The following is a 14,161-nucleotide window of genomic DNA, read 5'->3' as shown; positions in this document are numbered from 1 at the left end:
ATTCTTGCATTTTGTCGCAGATGGGACTGGTTTGCCCAGCGTCCTAGGGGAAGCACCGTGAAGGACAGCCACAACGCTTTTGATAATTCCTGCGGAGGCCAGACCCATGCAGCAGCAAGGCCCGGCATCGCCAACGACGACCAAAAAAAGACAGGAGACCAGCATGACCCTTTGCAAATCCACCGCCGCTGCCAGCTTGCTGGCATGCGCCACTTTGGCCGTTCAGGCCGCCGGCATCTCCGATGGCAAGGTCAGGATCGGCGTGCTCAGCGACATGTCGGGCCAGTATGCCGACTCGGGCGGCAAAGGCTCGGTCGAGGCCGCCAAGATGGCGGTCGAGGACTTTGGTGCCAAGGTGCTGGGCAAGCCGGTGGAAGTGGTGTTTGCCGACCACCAGAACAAGGCCGATATCGGCGGCACCAAGGCACGCCAGTGGTGGGATGCCGAAGGTGTAGACATGATCGTCGATATCAACAACTCTGCCATCGCCGGTGCGGTGTTCACGATGGCCAAGGAGCGCGGCAAGGTCGCCATCAGTACGGGAGCGCTGTCCACCGCGCTGACCAATGAATTCTGCGGCCCGACCTCGATCCACTACACGGTGGATTCATATTCGCTGGGCAAGTCTGCGGTGCAAAGTATTCTGGCCCAGGGCAAGAAGGACTGGTACATCGTGGCCGTCGATTACGCCTACGGCAAGGTGACGGCAGCCACCGTCACCGATTTCGTCAAGGAAGGCGGCGGCAAGGTGCTGGGCACCGTCTACCACCCCTTCAACGCCAGCGATTTCTCGTCCTTCATGATGCAGGCCCAGGCCAGCAAGGCCCAGGTGGTCGCGCTGGCCAATGCCACGCAGGACACCGTCAACTCCATCAAGACGGCGCGCGAGTTTGGAATGACCAAGAACCTCACCTTTGTGCCCCAGCTCGTCTATATCAACGATGCCCATGCGATGGGCCTGGAGCTGGGCCAGGGTCTGACCTTTGCCACCGCCTTCTACTGGGACCGCAACGATGCCTCGCGCGAGTGGTCCAAAAAATACCAGGCCCGCATGAAGAAGATGCCTTCGATGAACCAGGCCAGCGTCTACTCGGCCGTCACCCAGTACCTCAAGGCGATTGAGGCAGCCGGCACCGACGATGGCCTGGCCGTCACCAAGCAGCTCAAGACCATGAAGATCAACGACATGTTCTCGCAAAACGGCTATGTGCGCGAAGACGGCCGCATGGTGCATGACATGTTCCTGGTGCAGATGAAGACGCCCAAGGAGTCCAAGGGCGCCTGGGACTATTACAAGATCCTGGACACCATCCCGGGCGAACAGGCCTTCCAGCCGCTGTCCAAGAGCACTTGCTCGCTGGTGACGCAGAAGTAAGCGCGCTTGCCAGGCGGGGGCGCTGGGGGCGGTGGCCGCAGTAGGGGCGCCTGCCAGCTTGGCTTACAAATAAATACGATTGGGTCCGGGGCCATTTAACCCCTTGCAGGCCGGTAGCGCGATTCAGAGCAGACCACCACTTCTGCCACCGCCCACCATGCACGCTACCTCTGCCCCCACCGTCTTTGGCGCAAGCAAGCGCCACAGCCTCAAAGCCCTGGCCTCGCTGGCCCTGCTTGCCACCAGCCTGTTAGGCGGCCTGCCCGCGCAGGCCAGCCAACTGGCCGATGTGCAGATCATCGACCGCAGCAGCGGCCAGCGCCTGCCGCTGCACTACCACCAAGGCGAGTACTGGGTGGCAGGCCAGCCCGGTAGCAGCTATTCCGTCGAGATCAAAAACCGCAGCCGAGGCCGCATTCTGGCCGTGCTCAGCATCGATGGCATCAACGCCATCAGCGGCCAGGCCGCCGCCGCCGTGGCGGACGATGGCTATGTGCTGAGCGGTCGGCAGCAATGGGCAATTCCAGGATGGCGCAAAAGCGATCAGCAAGTCGCTGCCTTTTACTTCTCGCACAGCGAAGACTCTTACGCCGCACGCACCGGCCGGCCACGTGATACCGGGGTGATTGGCGTCGCTGTGTTCCGAGAGCGCCAACCCCAGCCCCAGCCACCGATCCTGCGCAACAGCGAGTCGCAAAAAAGCACCGCGCCAACCGCCGAGGCCAGCAGCGCCGACAGCGCAGCGCCCGCCATGCCGCCGCCATCCAGCCCGGCTGCCTCTGCCGCGCCCAATGCCTCGGTCGCCGCAGAAGCCCGTCAGGCCACCGCCCCAGCGCCGGTGGCCTCACGCCTTGGCACTGGCCATGGCGCGCTGGAGCGCTCGGTCACGCGCAGCACGGCGTTTGACAGTGCCAGCAGCAGCCCCGCGCAAATCATCCGCATTCGCTACGACAGCTACGCCAACCTGGTGGCCCAGGGCGTCATCCGTGTACCCTCCCCGCAAACGCAGCCGGTGCCCCGCCCTTTTCCGGCAACGCCCTCGGGTTATGTTCCTGATCCGCCAGCATACTGAGCGCTGGTGGCCGCAGGCATGGCGGGGCTGCGGCGTGCGATTTTCTCCACACCGGCCACCAGCAGCCGCAGGCTTTTGCATAATCTGCCGCATGGTAGATGCGATGCAAGACGACCAAGCACTGATGCTGGCCTATGCCAGCGGTCAGGTCGCGGCGTTTGAGCAGCTCTACCAACGCCACAGCCAGCGCTTGTGGCGCTATTTTTTCCGCAACACCGGCAACGCCGCGCTGGCCGATGACCTGGCGCAGGAGACCTGGTTTGCCGTGGTCGATGGCGCCGCGCGCTACCAGCCCCAGGCACAGTTCAGCACCTGGGCCTTTACCTTGGCCCACCACAAGCTGGTAGATCACTGGCGCCGCCACAAGGCCCACCGCAGCCTGGATGAAGAGGACAGCGAGGGCATGCGCCTGGCCGAGACCCTGTTTGCCAACTCCGGCTTTGACCCCGAGCGCCTACAGGGCCGCAAGGACCTGGCCCGCGCGTTGCTTAATGCCCTGGCCCAATTGCCCCCCGAACAGCGCGAGGCGTTTTTGTTGCAAGCAGAAGCCGATATGTCGGTTGCCGACATCGCTGTAACCACCGGGGTGAGCCAGGAGACGGCCAAAAGCCGTCTGCGCTACGCCCGCGCCAAACTGCGCCAGGCCATCGAGGTGACCGCATGAACGAAGCCCAAGACCGCAAGCGGCCGGATGCGCTGGTGGAGCTGTACCGCGAGGCCAGTGCAGAAGATGCCGGCCCGAGCGCCGCCAGCTCGGCGCAGATCCTGGCCCATGCGCGCGCAAAAGCCGCGCTGGGCCCATCAGCCACCTCCAACAATCTGGACAACGTGAACGAGCCAGACCAGCAGTTCACTGGCGAAGCCGCCAATGACCGCCGCTGGTGGCTGCAGGCGCTGGGCAGCCTGGCAGCCATTGGCTTGGTCAGCTGGCTGGCGCTGCAGCACCTGAATGAGCCCGGCGCGCCGCAGCTGGACGCGCCCCAGATGGACAGCCCGGCATCTGCACCCCCACCCGCCGCCGCTGACTTGGCCGCCAGCTCCAGCAGCGCGAAGACTCGCAAAGAAATGCCAGCGATGGGAAGCGCAGCGAGCCCCGCTGCAGAGGCCGCGCCTCAGTCAGTGCCTGCTCCCGCCGCCGGTGCTAGCGCCGGTGCAGGAGCCAGCAGCGCCAACACAGGGCCGTCGCCCGCCTTCGCACCCACCGCAGCGCCACAGGCAGAGCGCCGCATGGCCCCGGCACGCGCACCGGCACCCGCATCTGCGCCCGCACAAGCGCCTGCGCCCATCGCTCCACCCTTCGAAGTACGTGCAGCGTCATCCATGCCACCTGCAGCACCCGCCGCCGCCACCCAGCAGGCAGCCCCAGAGATGCAGGCTGCCGAGCGGCCAGCGCCTTCCTTGTCTGCTGCACCGGCTGCCGCTTCCGCCCCCACTGCGGTGCCCAGCTTGGGCCCTTGTGCTGCGGACATGGACGCCCAGGCCTTGGCCGAGCAGCGCCGCCGTGTGCAAGCCTATGACAAGGCCGTCACCGCTGGCCTGCCAGCACCTGCTGCGTTGCCCACATGCCGCCCTGCCCCAGCGAATGAGGCAGAGCCTGCGCAGCCGCTAGACAGCCGCTAAACACCCCCAGCACACTGCGTGCGGACAAAAAACAGGCCTGCATAGCGCAGGCCTTTTCGCATCTTTAGGGGCAGCAGTTGCGCGGGGCTAGGCCAGCAGGTCGTACAGTCCATAGCCAAAACCGGCGACACCAATCGCCAGCAGCAGGCAAGAGGCCACCAGCAAGATGCGCTTCTCGCGGGCGGGCGAGATCAAGCTGCGCACCAAGAGCGCAATCAGCCCGAGAATGCTGAAATCCAGCACCACCCACACAACAGTCAGCACCGCCAAGCTGTGGTCGGGCGCGGGCAGCACACCGATGAATTGCGGCAAAAACGAGGCAAAGAAAATGATGTCCTTGGGGTTGGAGACACCGAGGATAAAACCCTGGCTGAACCCGCCCTGCGTGCTGCCAGTGGCCGCTTCGGCAGCCATGGCGCTGCCCGATTGGGCATCCATCGCCAAGGCGTCGCGGACCATGCCCCAGGCAATCCAGACGATATAGAGGCAGCCAGCCAGGCGCACCAGTTTGAAGGCAGATTCATCAATGACCAGCAGGCCCTTGATCAGCAGCGCCGACAGAAAAATCAGCACCAGCGATGCGAGGTTGGTGCCGCAAATAGTGGCAAACGCATGGCGCATGCCGCCTACCAGGCCAGCGCGGGCGACCAGCAAGGTGACGGGCCCGGGGGTGACCAGCAAGGTGATGACCGACAGCGCAAACAGAAATACCAGCGATAGATTCAAATCAGACATGGGCGGCAGACAGCGGGGACAACAGACACTTGCGGCGCAAGACAAAGCCATCGATTGTGCCGCGAAGCCCGGGCACATTCAATGCGCAGCGCTGGCAGCCAGGCCAAGCGCCACTGAACGGACGTAAAAAACCGGGCAGGTAGCCCGGTGGGTTGGCACAGTTGCCGCTGAACTAGGGATCCTCTGCAAAACTCCCTGCCGTGGTCTGAACGCGGACTCGCGCGATCCGCTGCGTTGTCTTCCTTGTCAATAGCTACGGCTATTGACTGCAAAAGACGCCTTGCGGCTCATCCCGATCCGCGTCCATCCCGCTTGGCGAGGGTTTTGCAGCGCATCCCTAGAGGGCAATACCCAAATCATCCCAGTCCGCCAACTTGCCGCCAGCAGCGGTAAATTTTTGGTAGGCATTCTGGCGCTCGGCGTCGATCTCGGTATTGCTGGCACCGCGCTTCCAGTAGCCTGCAATGGCAACATCGGCTTTGTCCATGCCCTTTTCGGATTGAAAATACTTGCGAATGGCGCGCATCTCATCGCGCTCGCCAGCGCCCCAGATCACATAGCCCTCAGGCGCCACCAGCTGGCGCGCCTGCTGCAGCAACACATCACGGCCGTACCCTTGCAGCGGCAGGCGTTGCAACTCCAAGCCTGGCACCGGCGGCAATTCTGCCAAGCCATGCAGATCATCGCTCGCAATCCAGCCCACCCCCCGCATGCCTGCAGGCCAGCGCTGCAGGATGGAGTACAGCGCCGGCAAGCCGGAGTCATCACAAAACAAAGCCACCGGCCGCCCTTGCGCGCGGGGCAGCACGATGTTGACACGCGGTCCCGTCAGACGCAGCTGCTGGCCCACGGCCGCCTGCGCGGCCCAGCGCATCATGGGGCTGTCCCCGCCGTGCATCACCACATCGAACTCGGCGCAGCGTGTTTGCGGCGCAAAGCTTCTGACCGTATAGACCCGCGAAACCGCCGGTGCCTGGGCATCGGGGTACACCCGAAAGGCGACATTGGCTGCATCCCAAACGGGGTCATCACCCACCTCGCCCAACTGCATGCCCACCCGCAAGGTGTGCGCGGAAGGCCGCAGCAAGCTCACGATGGTGGCATCGACCTGGTGCAGACCGCGCTGGTGTTCTTGGTCGCGGGGCGCCTGCGCAGCTACTGGGCTGACGGAAGGCATAGGGGAAGCGGAGGCATTGGACATCGATTGGCAGACCGCGCGGGTCATCGAATGCGTGGAAAAGAGCTTGGCTGGCTGGCAAACCGAAACTCGGTATACCGGTGGCTAGCAAAAACGACCTTGGAGACGCTGAGGTCTCGGGTCGCCCCACGATGAAACGGAAGCTAGGAGCAGCGCTGTGGCTGCGTCCTGCGATGGCTGAATCATAAATCAATTGCGAATGAATATCATTTAATACCCATGCCTGTTATGCAGCCTTTGCTGTCTCGACCACCTCTAGCGCGGCGCCGTGGGGTACACGGATCAGTCCGCTGACATCGACCCCATTGCTCGCTGCAATCGCAGCCAGACGGGTATACGAGGCTTCATCGATGCTGGGCGTGCGCGACAGAATCCAGGCGTATTTGGCGCCATCGCCCACCACCACCGCATGGCCCGCAGCATGGTCGACATAGACCACATGGTAGCCCGCATAAAAAGGGCGGAAGAACGACACCTTGAGCGAACCGACCTCAGGGTCGGACAGCAACTTCGCCACCGCAGTTGCCGACTTCCACTTGCCCCGTTCCGGATCAAAACCGCGATTCGTTACCTGCACACTGCCATCATCTTGCAATGCGTAGTCGGCGGTGCAAGACGTCAGACCCCGCTCATACACATAGTCAATCCGCGCCAGTTCATACCAATGGCCCATGTACTGCTCGGCATCAAAATCCTGCACCGGCCGCACATTCTTGGGTACCCGCACACGCTGGCCGGTGTACCACAGCGCGGATACTGCTGCGGTCAACGCCATCGCCAGCGGAAAAGAGGAATTGCGGGAGGAGGCAGGTGTTTCAGGGCTGCTGCGCATAAACGATTCCTTTATAAAAACCTCTTTGTACCGCCGATGGCAGCGGGGCTGCGTAGGCCCGTCCAACGCAGCGGCCTAGGTGAATTCCGACAGCGCCTCCTCCGCCCCATAACGGCTTCAGGATCCTTTACGCGGTACCGCGTTCTTGGGCAAAACCAACAGTACAAACAGCGCAAACAGGGTACAGAGAATCGCGGCAGCTTCCTCCCCTGCTCCCACAGCCATGCCAATGGCTGCGGTAAACCAGATGCCGGCCGCGGTGGTCAAGCCCTTCACGTCCTCGGTATTTTCTTTAGCAGGTTTGAGAATGGCGCCAGCGCCCAGAAAACCCACCCCAGCAATCAGCCCCTGGATCACGCGGCTTGAATCCATCGGAGTCATACCCATCAGTTGCGCGACGGCCAAAAAAGTGGCGGCGCCCATGGCTACCAGCATATGGGTGCGCAGGCCTGCGGCTTTGCCACTGGCCTCTCTTTCATAACCCAGCATGCCCCCCAGCAAAGCCGCCAGCAGCAGCTTGAAGATAATGCGCGTGGCCTGTGCCAGATCGGTCAGATCAGACAGCTCGCCAGCAATGGTGTCGACAATGATTTGAAATGCGGAATCAGAGGAATTCATGGCACATGCCCTGGTGCATCACGCAGCAAGGCGGCCATATCACCATGGCCGCCTGCACGCAGAAATAAAAAAGGCCTCCCTGACAACGCCAGGGGGCCACATGATTTACCAGCGGTAGTTGTTCTTGGTTTCCCAGTCTTTCACCTGCTTTTCAGCGGCGTCCTGTGCAATGCCTTCGCGCTCCTGGATGCGGCCAACGAGCTGCTCACGCTTGCCGTCGACCACATCGAGGTCGTCATTGGTCAGCTTGCCCCATTGCTCCTGCACCTTGCCTTTGAATTGCTTCCAGTTGCCTTTGATCGTGTCTTCGTTCATCAATCGCTCCTTCAGGGTTAGCGGGTTAATCGGTTGCTATGGTTCTAGTTTCACCCCATCCCCTGCCGAGCGTTGCAGTCGCTCAAGCAGCATCGCCGTAAGGGCTCTCCCACAGCCCATAACGCAAGCACACTTTTCAACCCTCGCGCGACAAACCAAGGCATTTACTATGGCCGTTTAGTGGTCAGTACATCGCGTAAAGCGCATACTAGCGGTGGCGACGAGGAGCGGCCTCGCATAGAACCGGCATTCCAGCGATATTCAAGGAGTTGAAAGCCATGACTTATGCATCTAAACCCCTTCCGACTCAGGCATTGAGCCAGGAAGAGATTCAAGCCCGGTATGAGAAGGACCGAATTTCTTATCCCGATGGCGTTCCCGACTCCCGCATCACCTGGATTGAAAGACCAGAATACAAAGGCAATGAACTCAGCTACCGTGGCCAAAAGCCCAAATCGATTGTGACTTTGGCAAGCTCGGTCAGTCCTTTCAACCCGTCCTAGCGTTCCTCCCCCATGCACACCGCATGGCCGTTGGCAGGTGGCCCGCCACCACGCTCCCTCTTTTTCCCAAGCCCTCTCCGAGGGCTTTTTCTATGCCGCAACGGCATCCGCTGCATCGAACGGCGACCCTGGGGTTGTAAGCTTGTATGAGGACTCGGGTGCTAGGATCGAAGCTTGCTACACAACTCCGTCTCTATCTGATGTCTCCCTTGACCGATGCGCATGCTGCGCACGTTACACCGCTCGCAGGAAAACTCTCCAACCGCGCATTCAACGCGCTGGCCCGCCACAACATCACTACCGTCGAAGAAGTCGTTGCCGCCTACCCGGAGCGCTTGCTCAAACTGGCAGGCTTTGGCCTGCAGTCCCTGCGCGAGGTCGAGGCCGTGTTCTTCCCCGGACAGTGCTATCTGGCCGAACTCAAGGATGGTCAGCGCCCCACCAAGCGGATGCATGATGCGCCGCTGGCCGCATTGGGCTTGGTGCCTGCACGCTGAATATGCGGCCTGGCGAGTCCGCTTTGTGGAGGCTAAAAGTCCTCAGTTTTTTGCGCTGAGCATGGTGGACAAGGCCCTTGCTGCGCCGGCCTGCCGTGCACAGACCGGCCCGCCCGAGCCGCGTTGGGTATTGGCTGATTATCAGCAGAGCCTGTGCATTTCAAGGCGCAAGCGCTTGCGTCCTCTCATTGGGCTTACGTGGCAGCAACTTGGTAGCTCGCTGTTTACCCAACCTGCTTAAGCAATCTGGCCCGACTCTATACGATACTGGCATGACAACGTATGCATGGAGGAAGACATGGCAGTACCGCAATGGTTGAATCGCTCCTCAGGATGTGTCGCCGCGGCGCTATTTCTCGCAGTCAGCGCAGTCGCAGCGCAAGCGCCATCCTCATCGCCCTACCCCAACGCCGCCGATAGCGATCCGGTCAAACTGGGCTGGATGGTGGGATCTCCGCCACCGGCAGACCGCATTTTGCGTTTTGAAGACGGCTCGTATTTCCAGTTTCCTGCCATGCGCTGGAGTGTTGCGCACTTCCGCGAGCTGATGCCCACCGTGAATGTCTCGCGAGGCCTCCAGCCCGCGGCACCCTTGCCAAGGGTCTTGCACGACGATATCGACAGTGTGGAATTCAAGCGCCTGGATACCGGGGAAACCATGCGCTGGCGTGACTCGCTGGCCGCCAATTACACCGACGGCATTGTCGTGCTGCACCAAGGCCGCATTGTTTACGAGCACTATGCCGGCGCACTTCAGCCCGATGGCCAGCATGCGGCCATGTCGGTCACCAAGTCCTTTATCGGCACCTTGGCATCGATGCTGGTCGCGGAAGGAAAACTGGATCCAGACCGCACAGTCGCAAGCTATGTCCCCGAACTCGCCGCATCGGCCTTTGGCAGCGCCACGGTGCGCCAGCTCATGGACATGACCACAGGCATCCGGTTCAGCGAAGACTATGCCGACCCCAAGGCAGAGGTTTGGGCGCACGCGGCAGCAGGCAATCCGCTGCCCAAACCCAAAGACTTCAGCGGCCCGCGCAGCTATTACGAGTTTATGCAAACGGTGCAAGCGCAGGGCCAGCACGGCGAGGCCTTTGGCTACCGAACCGCCAATACCGATGCGCTGGGCTGGGTCATCGCGCGGGTTAGCGGGCAGTCCGTTGCGCAGCTCTTGTCCAACCGCATCTGGAGCCGCCTGGGTGCCGAGCAGGATGCCTACATGTCGGTCGATTCGACCGGCACCCCGTTCGCCGGCGGCGGCTTGAACACGGGCCTGCGAGACCTGGCCCGCTTTGGCGAGATGGTCCGCAACAACGGCTTTTTCAACGGCCAGCAAATCATCCCTGCTGCCGCGGTCGCCGACATCCGCCAAGGCGGCAAGCGCTCAGATTTCGCCAACGCCGGCTACACCCTCTTGCCCGGTTGGAGCTACCGCAATATGTGGTGGATCACGCATAACGACCACGGCGCCTTTGCCGCACGCGGCGTGCATGGCCAGGCGCTCTATATCGATCCCAAGGCGGAGATGGTCATTGCCCGATATGGCTCGCACCCGGTTGCGGCCAATGCGGCGAATGATCCGACATCATTGCCGGCGTTCGAGGCATTGGCGAAGTATTTGATGAAACTCCCGCGTTAACACTCTAGAGAATGGCAAGTGAAAACCCCAAAGCACTCCGCTAGGGATCCTCCGCAAAACCCTCGCCAAGCGGGATGGACGCGGATCGGGATAAGACGCAAGGCGTCTTTTGCAGGCAATAGCCGTAGTTATTGACAAGAAAGACAACGCAGCGGATCGCCCGAGACCGCGTTCAGGCCACAGCAGGGAGTTTTGCAGAGGGCCCCTAGAGATTCTAGAAATAAAAAAACCGCCCAGAAGGCGGTTTGTTCAAATAGAAACCTCTGTGAGGTTTCTAACCAAATCCCTGTTATCCTGAAGTCTGGTTCTCTTCAGAGGGAAAATTTGGTAGGCGCGATTGGACTCGAACCAACGACCCCCACCATGTCAAGGTGGTGCTCTAACCAGCTGAGCTACGCGCCTGTCGTTGAAGACTCAAATTATAGCCAGAAAAAACGGCCCGAATGGAAACTTGGGCCTTTTTTTGAAAATAGTGCTTTTGCGCCCTATTTGCGGCGCACCGAGCGCACGCCCGAAACCGTGGCCACAGAGGCCAACACCTTGGCCAGCTTGCCGGAATCCGAGACCTCCACCGTGAAGGTCATCCAGGCAGTTCCCTTGACGGACTGGGTCTGCACACCAATGACATTGGTCTTGTCCCGCGCAAACAGCTCGGAGATATCCCGCAGCAGGCCTTGGCGGTCGTGCGCCTCCACGGCCACGTCGACGGGGTAGACAGCTTCCGTGGATCGCTGGCCGCTGGTCGGTTGGCCCCATTCCACATCAATGCTGCGCTCCGGGTTGCGGGCGCACATCTCGCGGAAGTTGCTGCAATCATGGCGGTGCACGCTCACGCCCTTGCCGCGTGTGACAAAGCCACCGATGCGGTCGGGCGGTGCGGGCTTGCAGCACTTGGCCAGCTGGGTCATCAAGGAGTCAACGCCCACCACCAGCACGCCGCCCTTGCCAGAGCCCTCGGTCGCCTTGCGTGGGCGGCTCAGCAAGAACTCGTCATCGGGCTGCAGCGGCTCGGGCGGGCGCAGGATGTTCTCGATGGTGCGCAGCGACAGCTCATCCTTGCCCACCACTTCAAACAGCGCCTCTGCCGTTTTGAAGCCCAACAGCTCCGCCAGATCGTCGTGGCGGATGGAGGTCTTGCCTTCACGTTGCAGCAGTTTCTCCACCAGTTCACGGCCACGGCTGACCGTCTCGTGCATGACCTGGGCATTGAACCAGGCGCGCACCTTGGCCTTGGCGCGCGAGCTGACGAGGTAGCCCAGCTCGGCATTGAGCCAGTCGCGCGATGGCCGGCCTTCCTTGACGGAAACAATCTCTACCGTCTGCCCGTTTTGCAGCGCGGTGTTGAGCGTCACCATCTGCCCATCGACCTTGGCACCCCGGCAGCGGTGGCCCAGATCGGTGTGGACCGAATAGGCAAAGTCCACCGGCGTCGCGCCCTGGGGCAGCTCGATCACGGCCGCATTCGGCGTCAATACATAGATATGGTCATCGAACAGACCGCTGTCCTGGGTCTGGCCGACCATGTCCTTGCGCCAGGCCAGCAGCTGGCGCAGCACGGCAATCTTGGCGTCGTAGTCGCTGGTGGCGGATACACCCGCATAACCCTTGGTGCCTGCCTCTTTATAAGCCCAGTGGGCAGCCACGCCGTTTTCGGCATGGTCATGCATGGCCTGGGTGCGGATCTGGATCTCTATGGCCCGGCCCTGCTCATCGCGCACCACGGTGTGCAGCGACTGGTAGCCATTGGGTTTGGGCTTGGCGATGTAGTCGTCAAACTCGGACTCGACGGGTGCAAAGCTCTCGTGCACAAAGGACAGGGCCGCATAGCAGTCCTTGACCGTGGGCACCACCACGCGCAGCGCGCGAATGTCGAAGAGCTGGTCAAAGCCCAGCGACTTGCCGCGCATCTTCTTGATGATGCTGTAGATATGCTTGGGGCGCCCGGCCACCGTCGCGCTGATGCTGTGGGCGCGCAGCTCCGATTCAAGCCGCTCGCGCAGGCTCACCATATACAGCTCACGCTCTACACGCGTCTCATCGAGCAGCTTGGCGATCTTCTTATAGGTGTCGGGCTCCAGAAAGCGAAAGGCCAGATCCTCCAGCTCCCACTTGATCTGCCAGATACCCAGGCGGTTGGCCAGCGGCGCAAACACCTGCAGGCTCTCGCGCGCCACGGCGGGCGATACGGGGCCCTTGGTCGCCGCATACCAGCGCAAAGTCTGCAGCCGCGAAGTCAGGCGCAGCATCACCACACGCAGATCGCGCGAGAACGCCAGCAGCATCTTGCGGATATTCTCGGTCTGCGTCGCAGGGTCGTCCACCAGATGGCCCGCATCGGCCTGGCGCGCCTGGGCCTGCACCTTCATCAGCGCCACGGTTTCTACCGCCAGCACCGCATAGCTCTCACCAAAAGCTTTGCCAATGACTTCGCGCGGCTTGTTCAGCTGTTCGCTGGTGTGCACCAGATAAGCCGCAGCCTGCATGGCCTCGGAGCCACCAATGTGTTTGAGGATGGCCGCTACCGCATCTGCATGGACCAGCGCGTTCTCGCCGGTATCCAGGGTCTCCTCGGCGATCAATGGCACCGAAAAAGCACGGGCCCGGGCCAGTACGTTGTCCTGCATGGGCAAGGCGTTGGCAGTAGCAGCTACCAATGGCGAGACGGGTTCTGCAGGAAGGAATTCCGCGCCGGGCGCGGGCTGAGCGACTGCTGTAAGACTTTTCATGTTGTCACCACCATCACGCCCCAACGGGGACGTGCGCTACGTACCGCACAAGAAAGCCAGCACTGCAGCCGTTTGATCAAAAGATACCAAGGTGGGGGCATGGCCCACACCTGCAAATTCCACCACCCGCGCACGTGGGCCGGATGCGCCCATAGATTGGGCCGTCTTCTCTGAAAGCAAGTCCGATTCTGCGCCTCGCAACACCAAGGTGGTGGCCTGGATCTGGTCGTAGAGTCGCCAAAGCAGCTGCTCGCCAGCGGTCGCCATCTCCGGCGTCATCGCCAGCATGGGTTGCGCAATGGCTGGGTCGTAATGCAGGCGAACGGCGCCACCTGCTTCCGGCCGCAACATGGGGCGCGACAAGGCCAGCCAGTCTTCATCGCTGTGCGGCCCAAAGCCCTTGGACAGCTGCCCCATGGCTGCAACCGCCTCTTGCTCGGAGCCATAGCGCATATGCTGGCCCACATAGCTGCCAATCCGCGCCAGTGCCGAGGCCTCAATAGTCGGGCCGACATCATTGAGAACCAGGCGGCGGATGGCTGCCGGCATCAGCGGCTGAATGCTGGGCTCGCCCGCCAACGCAATGCCAATCAGGCCGCCCATGCTGGTGCCTACCCAGTCGAGCCTGCCAATGGGAGCGCTCTGGTGCACCTGCTGGAGCATGGCCAGCATATCGGCTACATACAAGGGCACCTGGTAGCCGGCGGGATCCTCCAGCCAATCGCTGTAGCCGCGGCCCACCACGTCCGGGCAGATCACCCGGGCCTGCATGGCCAGCTGGCGCGCCAGCACATCGAAATCACGCCCTTGCCGGGTCAGACCATGGGCGCAGACGATCACGTGCGGATGGTGAAGATCGCCCGTATCGTTCCACTCCCAATACGCCATGCGGTGCGTGGCACCCTGGCGACCTGTGTCCGTATTCCCCGCCACCGCACAGGTGACATACTGCAAGCGTGGATCTTGGTACATGGTCCCTCTTATATAGAAGAACGCAGCGCTACCAGGCAAACCTTGGCTGGGGTTTGCCT

14 protein-coding genes and 1 tRNA gene are annotated in these 14,161 nt (G+C 61.8%); 7 read left to right on the top strand and 8 right to left on the bottom strand.

The annotated features are described in order from the left end of the window. Positions 1–163: 163 nt before the first annotated feature. The 4 genes from HS961_RS09700 to HS961_RS09685 all read left to right on the top strand — a co-directional run bounded on the left by HS961_RS09700 (position 164) and on the right by HS961_RS09685 (position 4,067). Positions 164–1,375, top strand: coding sequence for an ABC transporter substrate-binding protein (locus HS961_RS09700; RefSeq protein WP_182327489.1), 1,212 nt, complete (start codon positions 164–166; stop codon positions 1,373–1,375). 157 nt (positions 1,376–1,532) lie between these two features. Then, the gene (locus HS961_RS09695) at positions 1,533–2,447 is read left to right on the top strand and encodes a hypothetical protein (RefSeq protein ID WP_238347873.1); all 915 of its coding nucleotides are present in this window, start codon (positions 1,533–1,535) and stop codon (positions 2,445–2,447) included. 103 nt (positions 2,448–2,550) lie between these two features. Then, positions 2,551–3,111: a sigma-70 family RNA polymerase sigma factor gene (locus HS961_RS09690; RefSeq protein WP_238347872.1), complete on the top strand. Its 561-nt coding sequence runs from the start codon at positions 2,551–2,553 to the stop codon at positions 3,109–3,111. Then, positions 3,108–4,067 (top strand): hypothetical protein, encoded by a 960-nt coding sequence (locus HS961_RS09685; protein ID WP_182327488.1) that lies wholly within the window; start codon positions 3,108–3,110, stop codon positions 4,065–4,067. Before HS961_RS09690 ends, HS961_RS09685 begins: the two co-directional genes overlap by 4 nt. 87 nt (positions 4,068–4,154) lie before the next feature. Here the strand turns inward: HS961_RS09685 and HS961_RS09680 are convergent, their stop codons facing one another. From HS961_RS09680 to HS961_RS09660, 5 genes are all read right to left on the bottom strand, one after another. Next, the gene (locus HS961_RS09680; RefSeq protein WP_182327487.1) at positions 4,155–4,802 is read right to left on the bottom strand and encodes a LysE family translocator; all 648 of its coding nucleotides are present in this window, start codon (positions 4,800–4,802) and stop codon (positions 4,155–4,157) included. Positions 4,803–5,139: 337 nt separating this feature from the next. Next, the gene (locus HS961_RS09675) at positions 5,140–5,979 is read right to left on the bottom strand and encodes a siderophore-interacting protein (protein WP_182327486.1); all 840 of its coding nucleotides are present in this window, start codon (positions 5,977–5,979) and stop codon (positions 5,140–5,142) included. Positions 5,980–6,226: 247 nt separating this feature from the next. Beyond that, entirely contained in the window at positions 6,227–6,832 is a 606-nt protein-coding gene (locus tag HS961_RS09670; protein WP_182327485.1) for a lipocalin family protein, read from the bottom strand. 117 nt (positions 6,833–6,949) lie between these two features. Then, positions 6,950–7,450 carry an MgtC/SapB family protein gene (locus HS961_RS09665; protein ID WP_182327484.1) on the bottom strand — a complete coding sequence of 167 codons (501 nt, stop codon included), beginning with the start codon at positions 7,448–7,450 and terminating at the stop codon, positions 6,950–6,952. A gap of 105 nt (positions 7,451–7,555) precedes the next feature. After that, entirely contained in the window at positions 7,556–7,765 is a 210-nt protein-coding gene (locus HS961_RS09660; RefSeq protein WP_182327483.1) for a CsbD family protein, read from the bottom strand. Between the two features lie 278 nt (positions 7,766–8,043). Between HS961_RS09660 and HS961_RS09655 the strand changes: the two genes are divergently transcribed. The 3 genes from HS961_RS09655 to HS961_RS09645 all read left to right on the top strand — a co-directional run bounded on the left by HS961_RS09655 (position 8,044) and on the right by HS961_RS09645 (position 10,404). After that, positions 8,044–8,268, top strand: a complete 225-nt coding sequence (locus HS961_RS09655) for a hypothetical protein (protein WP_182327482.1) — start codon at positions 8,044–8,046, stop codon at positions 8,266–8,268. A 200-nt stretch (positions 8,269–8,468) separates the two neighbouring features. Further along, positions 8,469–8,765: a DNA-directed RNA polymerase subunit alpha C-terminal domain-containing protein gene (locus HS961_RS09650; RefSeq protein ID WP_182327481.1), complete on the top strand. Its 297-nt coding sequence runs from the start codon at positions 8,469–8,471 to the stop codon at positions 8,763–8,765. A 442-nt stretch (positions 8,766–9,207) separates the two neighbouring features. After that, positions 9,208–10,404 carry a serine hydrolase domain-containing protein gene (locus HS961_RS09645; protein ID WP_238347929.1) on the top strand — a complete coding sequence of 399 codons (1,197 nt, stop codon included), beginning with the start codon at positions 9,208–9,210 and terminating at the stop codon, positions 10,402–10,404. Positions 10,405–10,729: 325 nt separating this feature from the next. On the opposite strand, the gene HS961_RS09640 is transcribed toward HS961_RS09645, so the two are convergent. From HS961_RS09640 to HS961_RS09630, 3 genes are all read right to left on the bottom strand, one after another. Further along, positions 10,730–10,806 (bottom strand) — tRNA-Val (locus HS961_RS09640). 83 nt (positions 10,807–10,889) lie between these two features. Further along, positions 10,890–13,130 carry a RelA/SpoT family protein gene (locus HS961_RS09635; protein ID WP_182327479.1) on the bottom strand — a complete coding sequence of 747 codons (2,241 nt, stop codon included), beginning with the start codon at positions 13,128–13,130 and terminating at the stop codon, positions 10,890–10,892. 36 nt (positions 13,131–13,166) lie between these two features. Continuing rightward, positions 13,167–14,102, bottom strand: coding sequence for an alpha/beta fold hydrolase (locus HS961_RS09630; RefSeq protein ID WP_238347870.1), 936 nt, complete (start codon positions 14,100–14,102; stop codon positions 13,167–13,169). Positions 14,103–14,161: the final 59 nt, after the last annotated feature.

The sequence above is a fragment of the Comamonas piscis genome (assembly GCF_014109725.1).
Taxonomy (GTDB): Bacteria; Pseudomonadota; Gammaproteobacteria; order Burkholderiales; family Burkholderiaceae_C; genus Comamonas; species Comamonas piscis.
This window is presented reverse-complemented; position numbering and strand designations above follow the sequence as displayed.

What these genes read in the sequence shown, in the direction of transcription:
- HS961_RS09700 (WP_182327489.1), top strand. Translation starts at nt 164, where the DNA reads ATGACCCTTTGCAAATCCACCGCCGCTGCCAGCTTGCTGGCATGCGCC.
- HS961_RS09695 (WP_238347873.1), top strand. Translation starts at nt 1,533, where the DNA reads ATGCACGCTACCTCTGCCCCCACCGTCTTTGGCGCAAGCAAGCGCCAC.
- HS961_RS09690 (WP_238347872.1), top strand. Translation starts at nt 2,551, where the DNA reads ATGCAAGACGACCAAGCACTGATGCTGGCCTATGCCAGCGGTCAGGTC.
- HS961_RS09685 (WP_182327488.1), top strand. Translation starts at nt 3,108, where the DNA reads ATGAACGAAGCCCAAGACCGCAAGCGGCCGGATGCGCTGGTGGAGCTG.
- HS961_RS09680 (WP_182327487.1), bottom strand. Translation starts at nt 4,802, where the DNA reads ATGTCTGATTTGAATCTATCGCTGGTATTTCTGTTTGCGCTGTCGGTC.
- HS961_RS09675 (WP_182327486.1), bottom strand. Translation starts at nt 5,979, where the DNA reads ATGCCTTCCGTCAGCCCAGTAGCTGCGCAGGCGCCCCGCGACCAAGAA.
- HS961_RS09670 (WP_182327485.1), bottom strand. Translation starts at nt 6,832, where the DNA reads ATGCGCAGCAGCCCTGAAACACCTGCCTCCTCCCGCAATTCCTCTTTT.
- HS961_RS09665 (WP_182327484.1), bottom strand. Translation starts at nt 7,450, where the DNA reads ATGAATTCCTCTGATTCCGCATTTCAAATCATTGTCGACACCATTGCT.
- HS961_RS09660 (WP_182327483.1), bottom strand. Translation starts at nt 7,765, where the DNA reads ATGAACGAAGACACGATCAAAGGCAACTGGAAGCAATTCAAAGGCAAG.
- HS961_RS09655 (WP_182327482.1), top strand. Translation starts at nt 8,044, where the DNA reads ATGACTTATGCATCTAAACCCCTTCCGACTCAGGCATTGAGCCAGGAA.
- HS961_RS09650 (WP_182327481.1), top strand. Translation starts at nt 8,469, where the DNA reads ATGTCTCCCTTGACCGATGCGCATGCTGCGCACGTTACACCGCTCGCA.
- HS961_RS09645 (WP_238347929.1), top strand. Translation starts at nt 9,208, where the DNA reads ATGGTGGGATCTCCGCCACCGGCAGACCGCATTTTGCGTTTTGAAGAC.
- HS961_RS09635 (WP_182327479.1), bottom strand. Translation starts at nt 13,130, where the DNA reads ATGAAAAGTCTTACAGCAGTCGCTCAGCCCGCGCCCGGCGCGGAATTC.
- HS961_RS09630 (WP_238347870.1), bottom strand. Translation starts at nt 14,102, where the DNA reads ATGTACCAAGATCCACGCTTGCAGTATGTCACCTGTGCGGTGGCGGGG.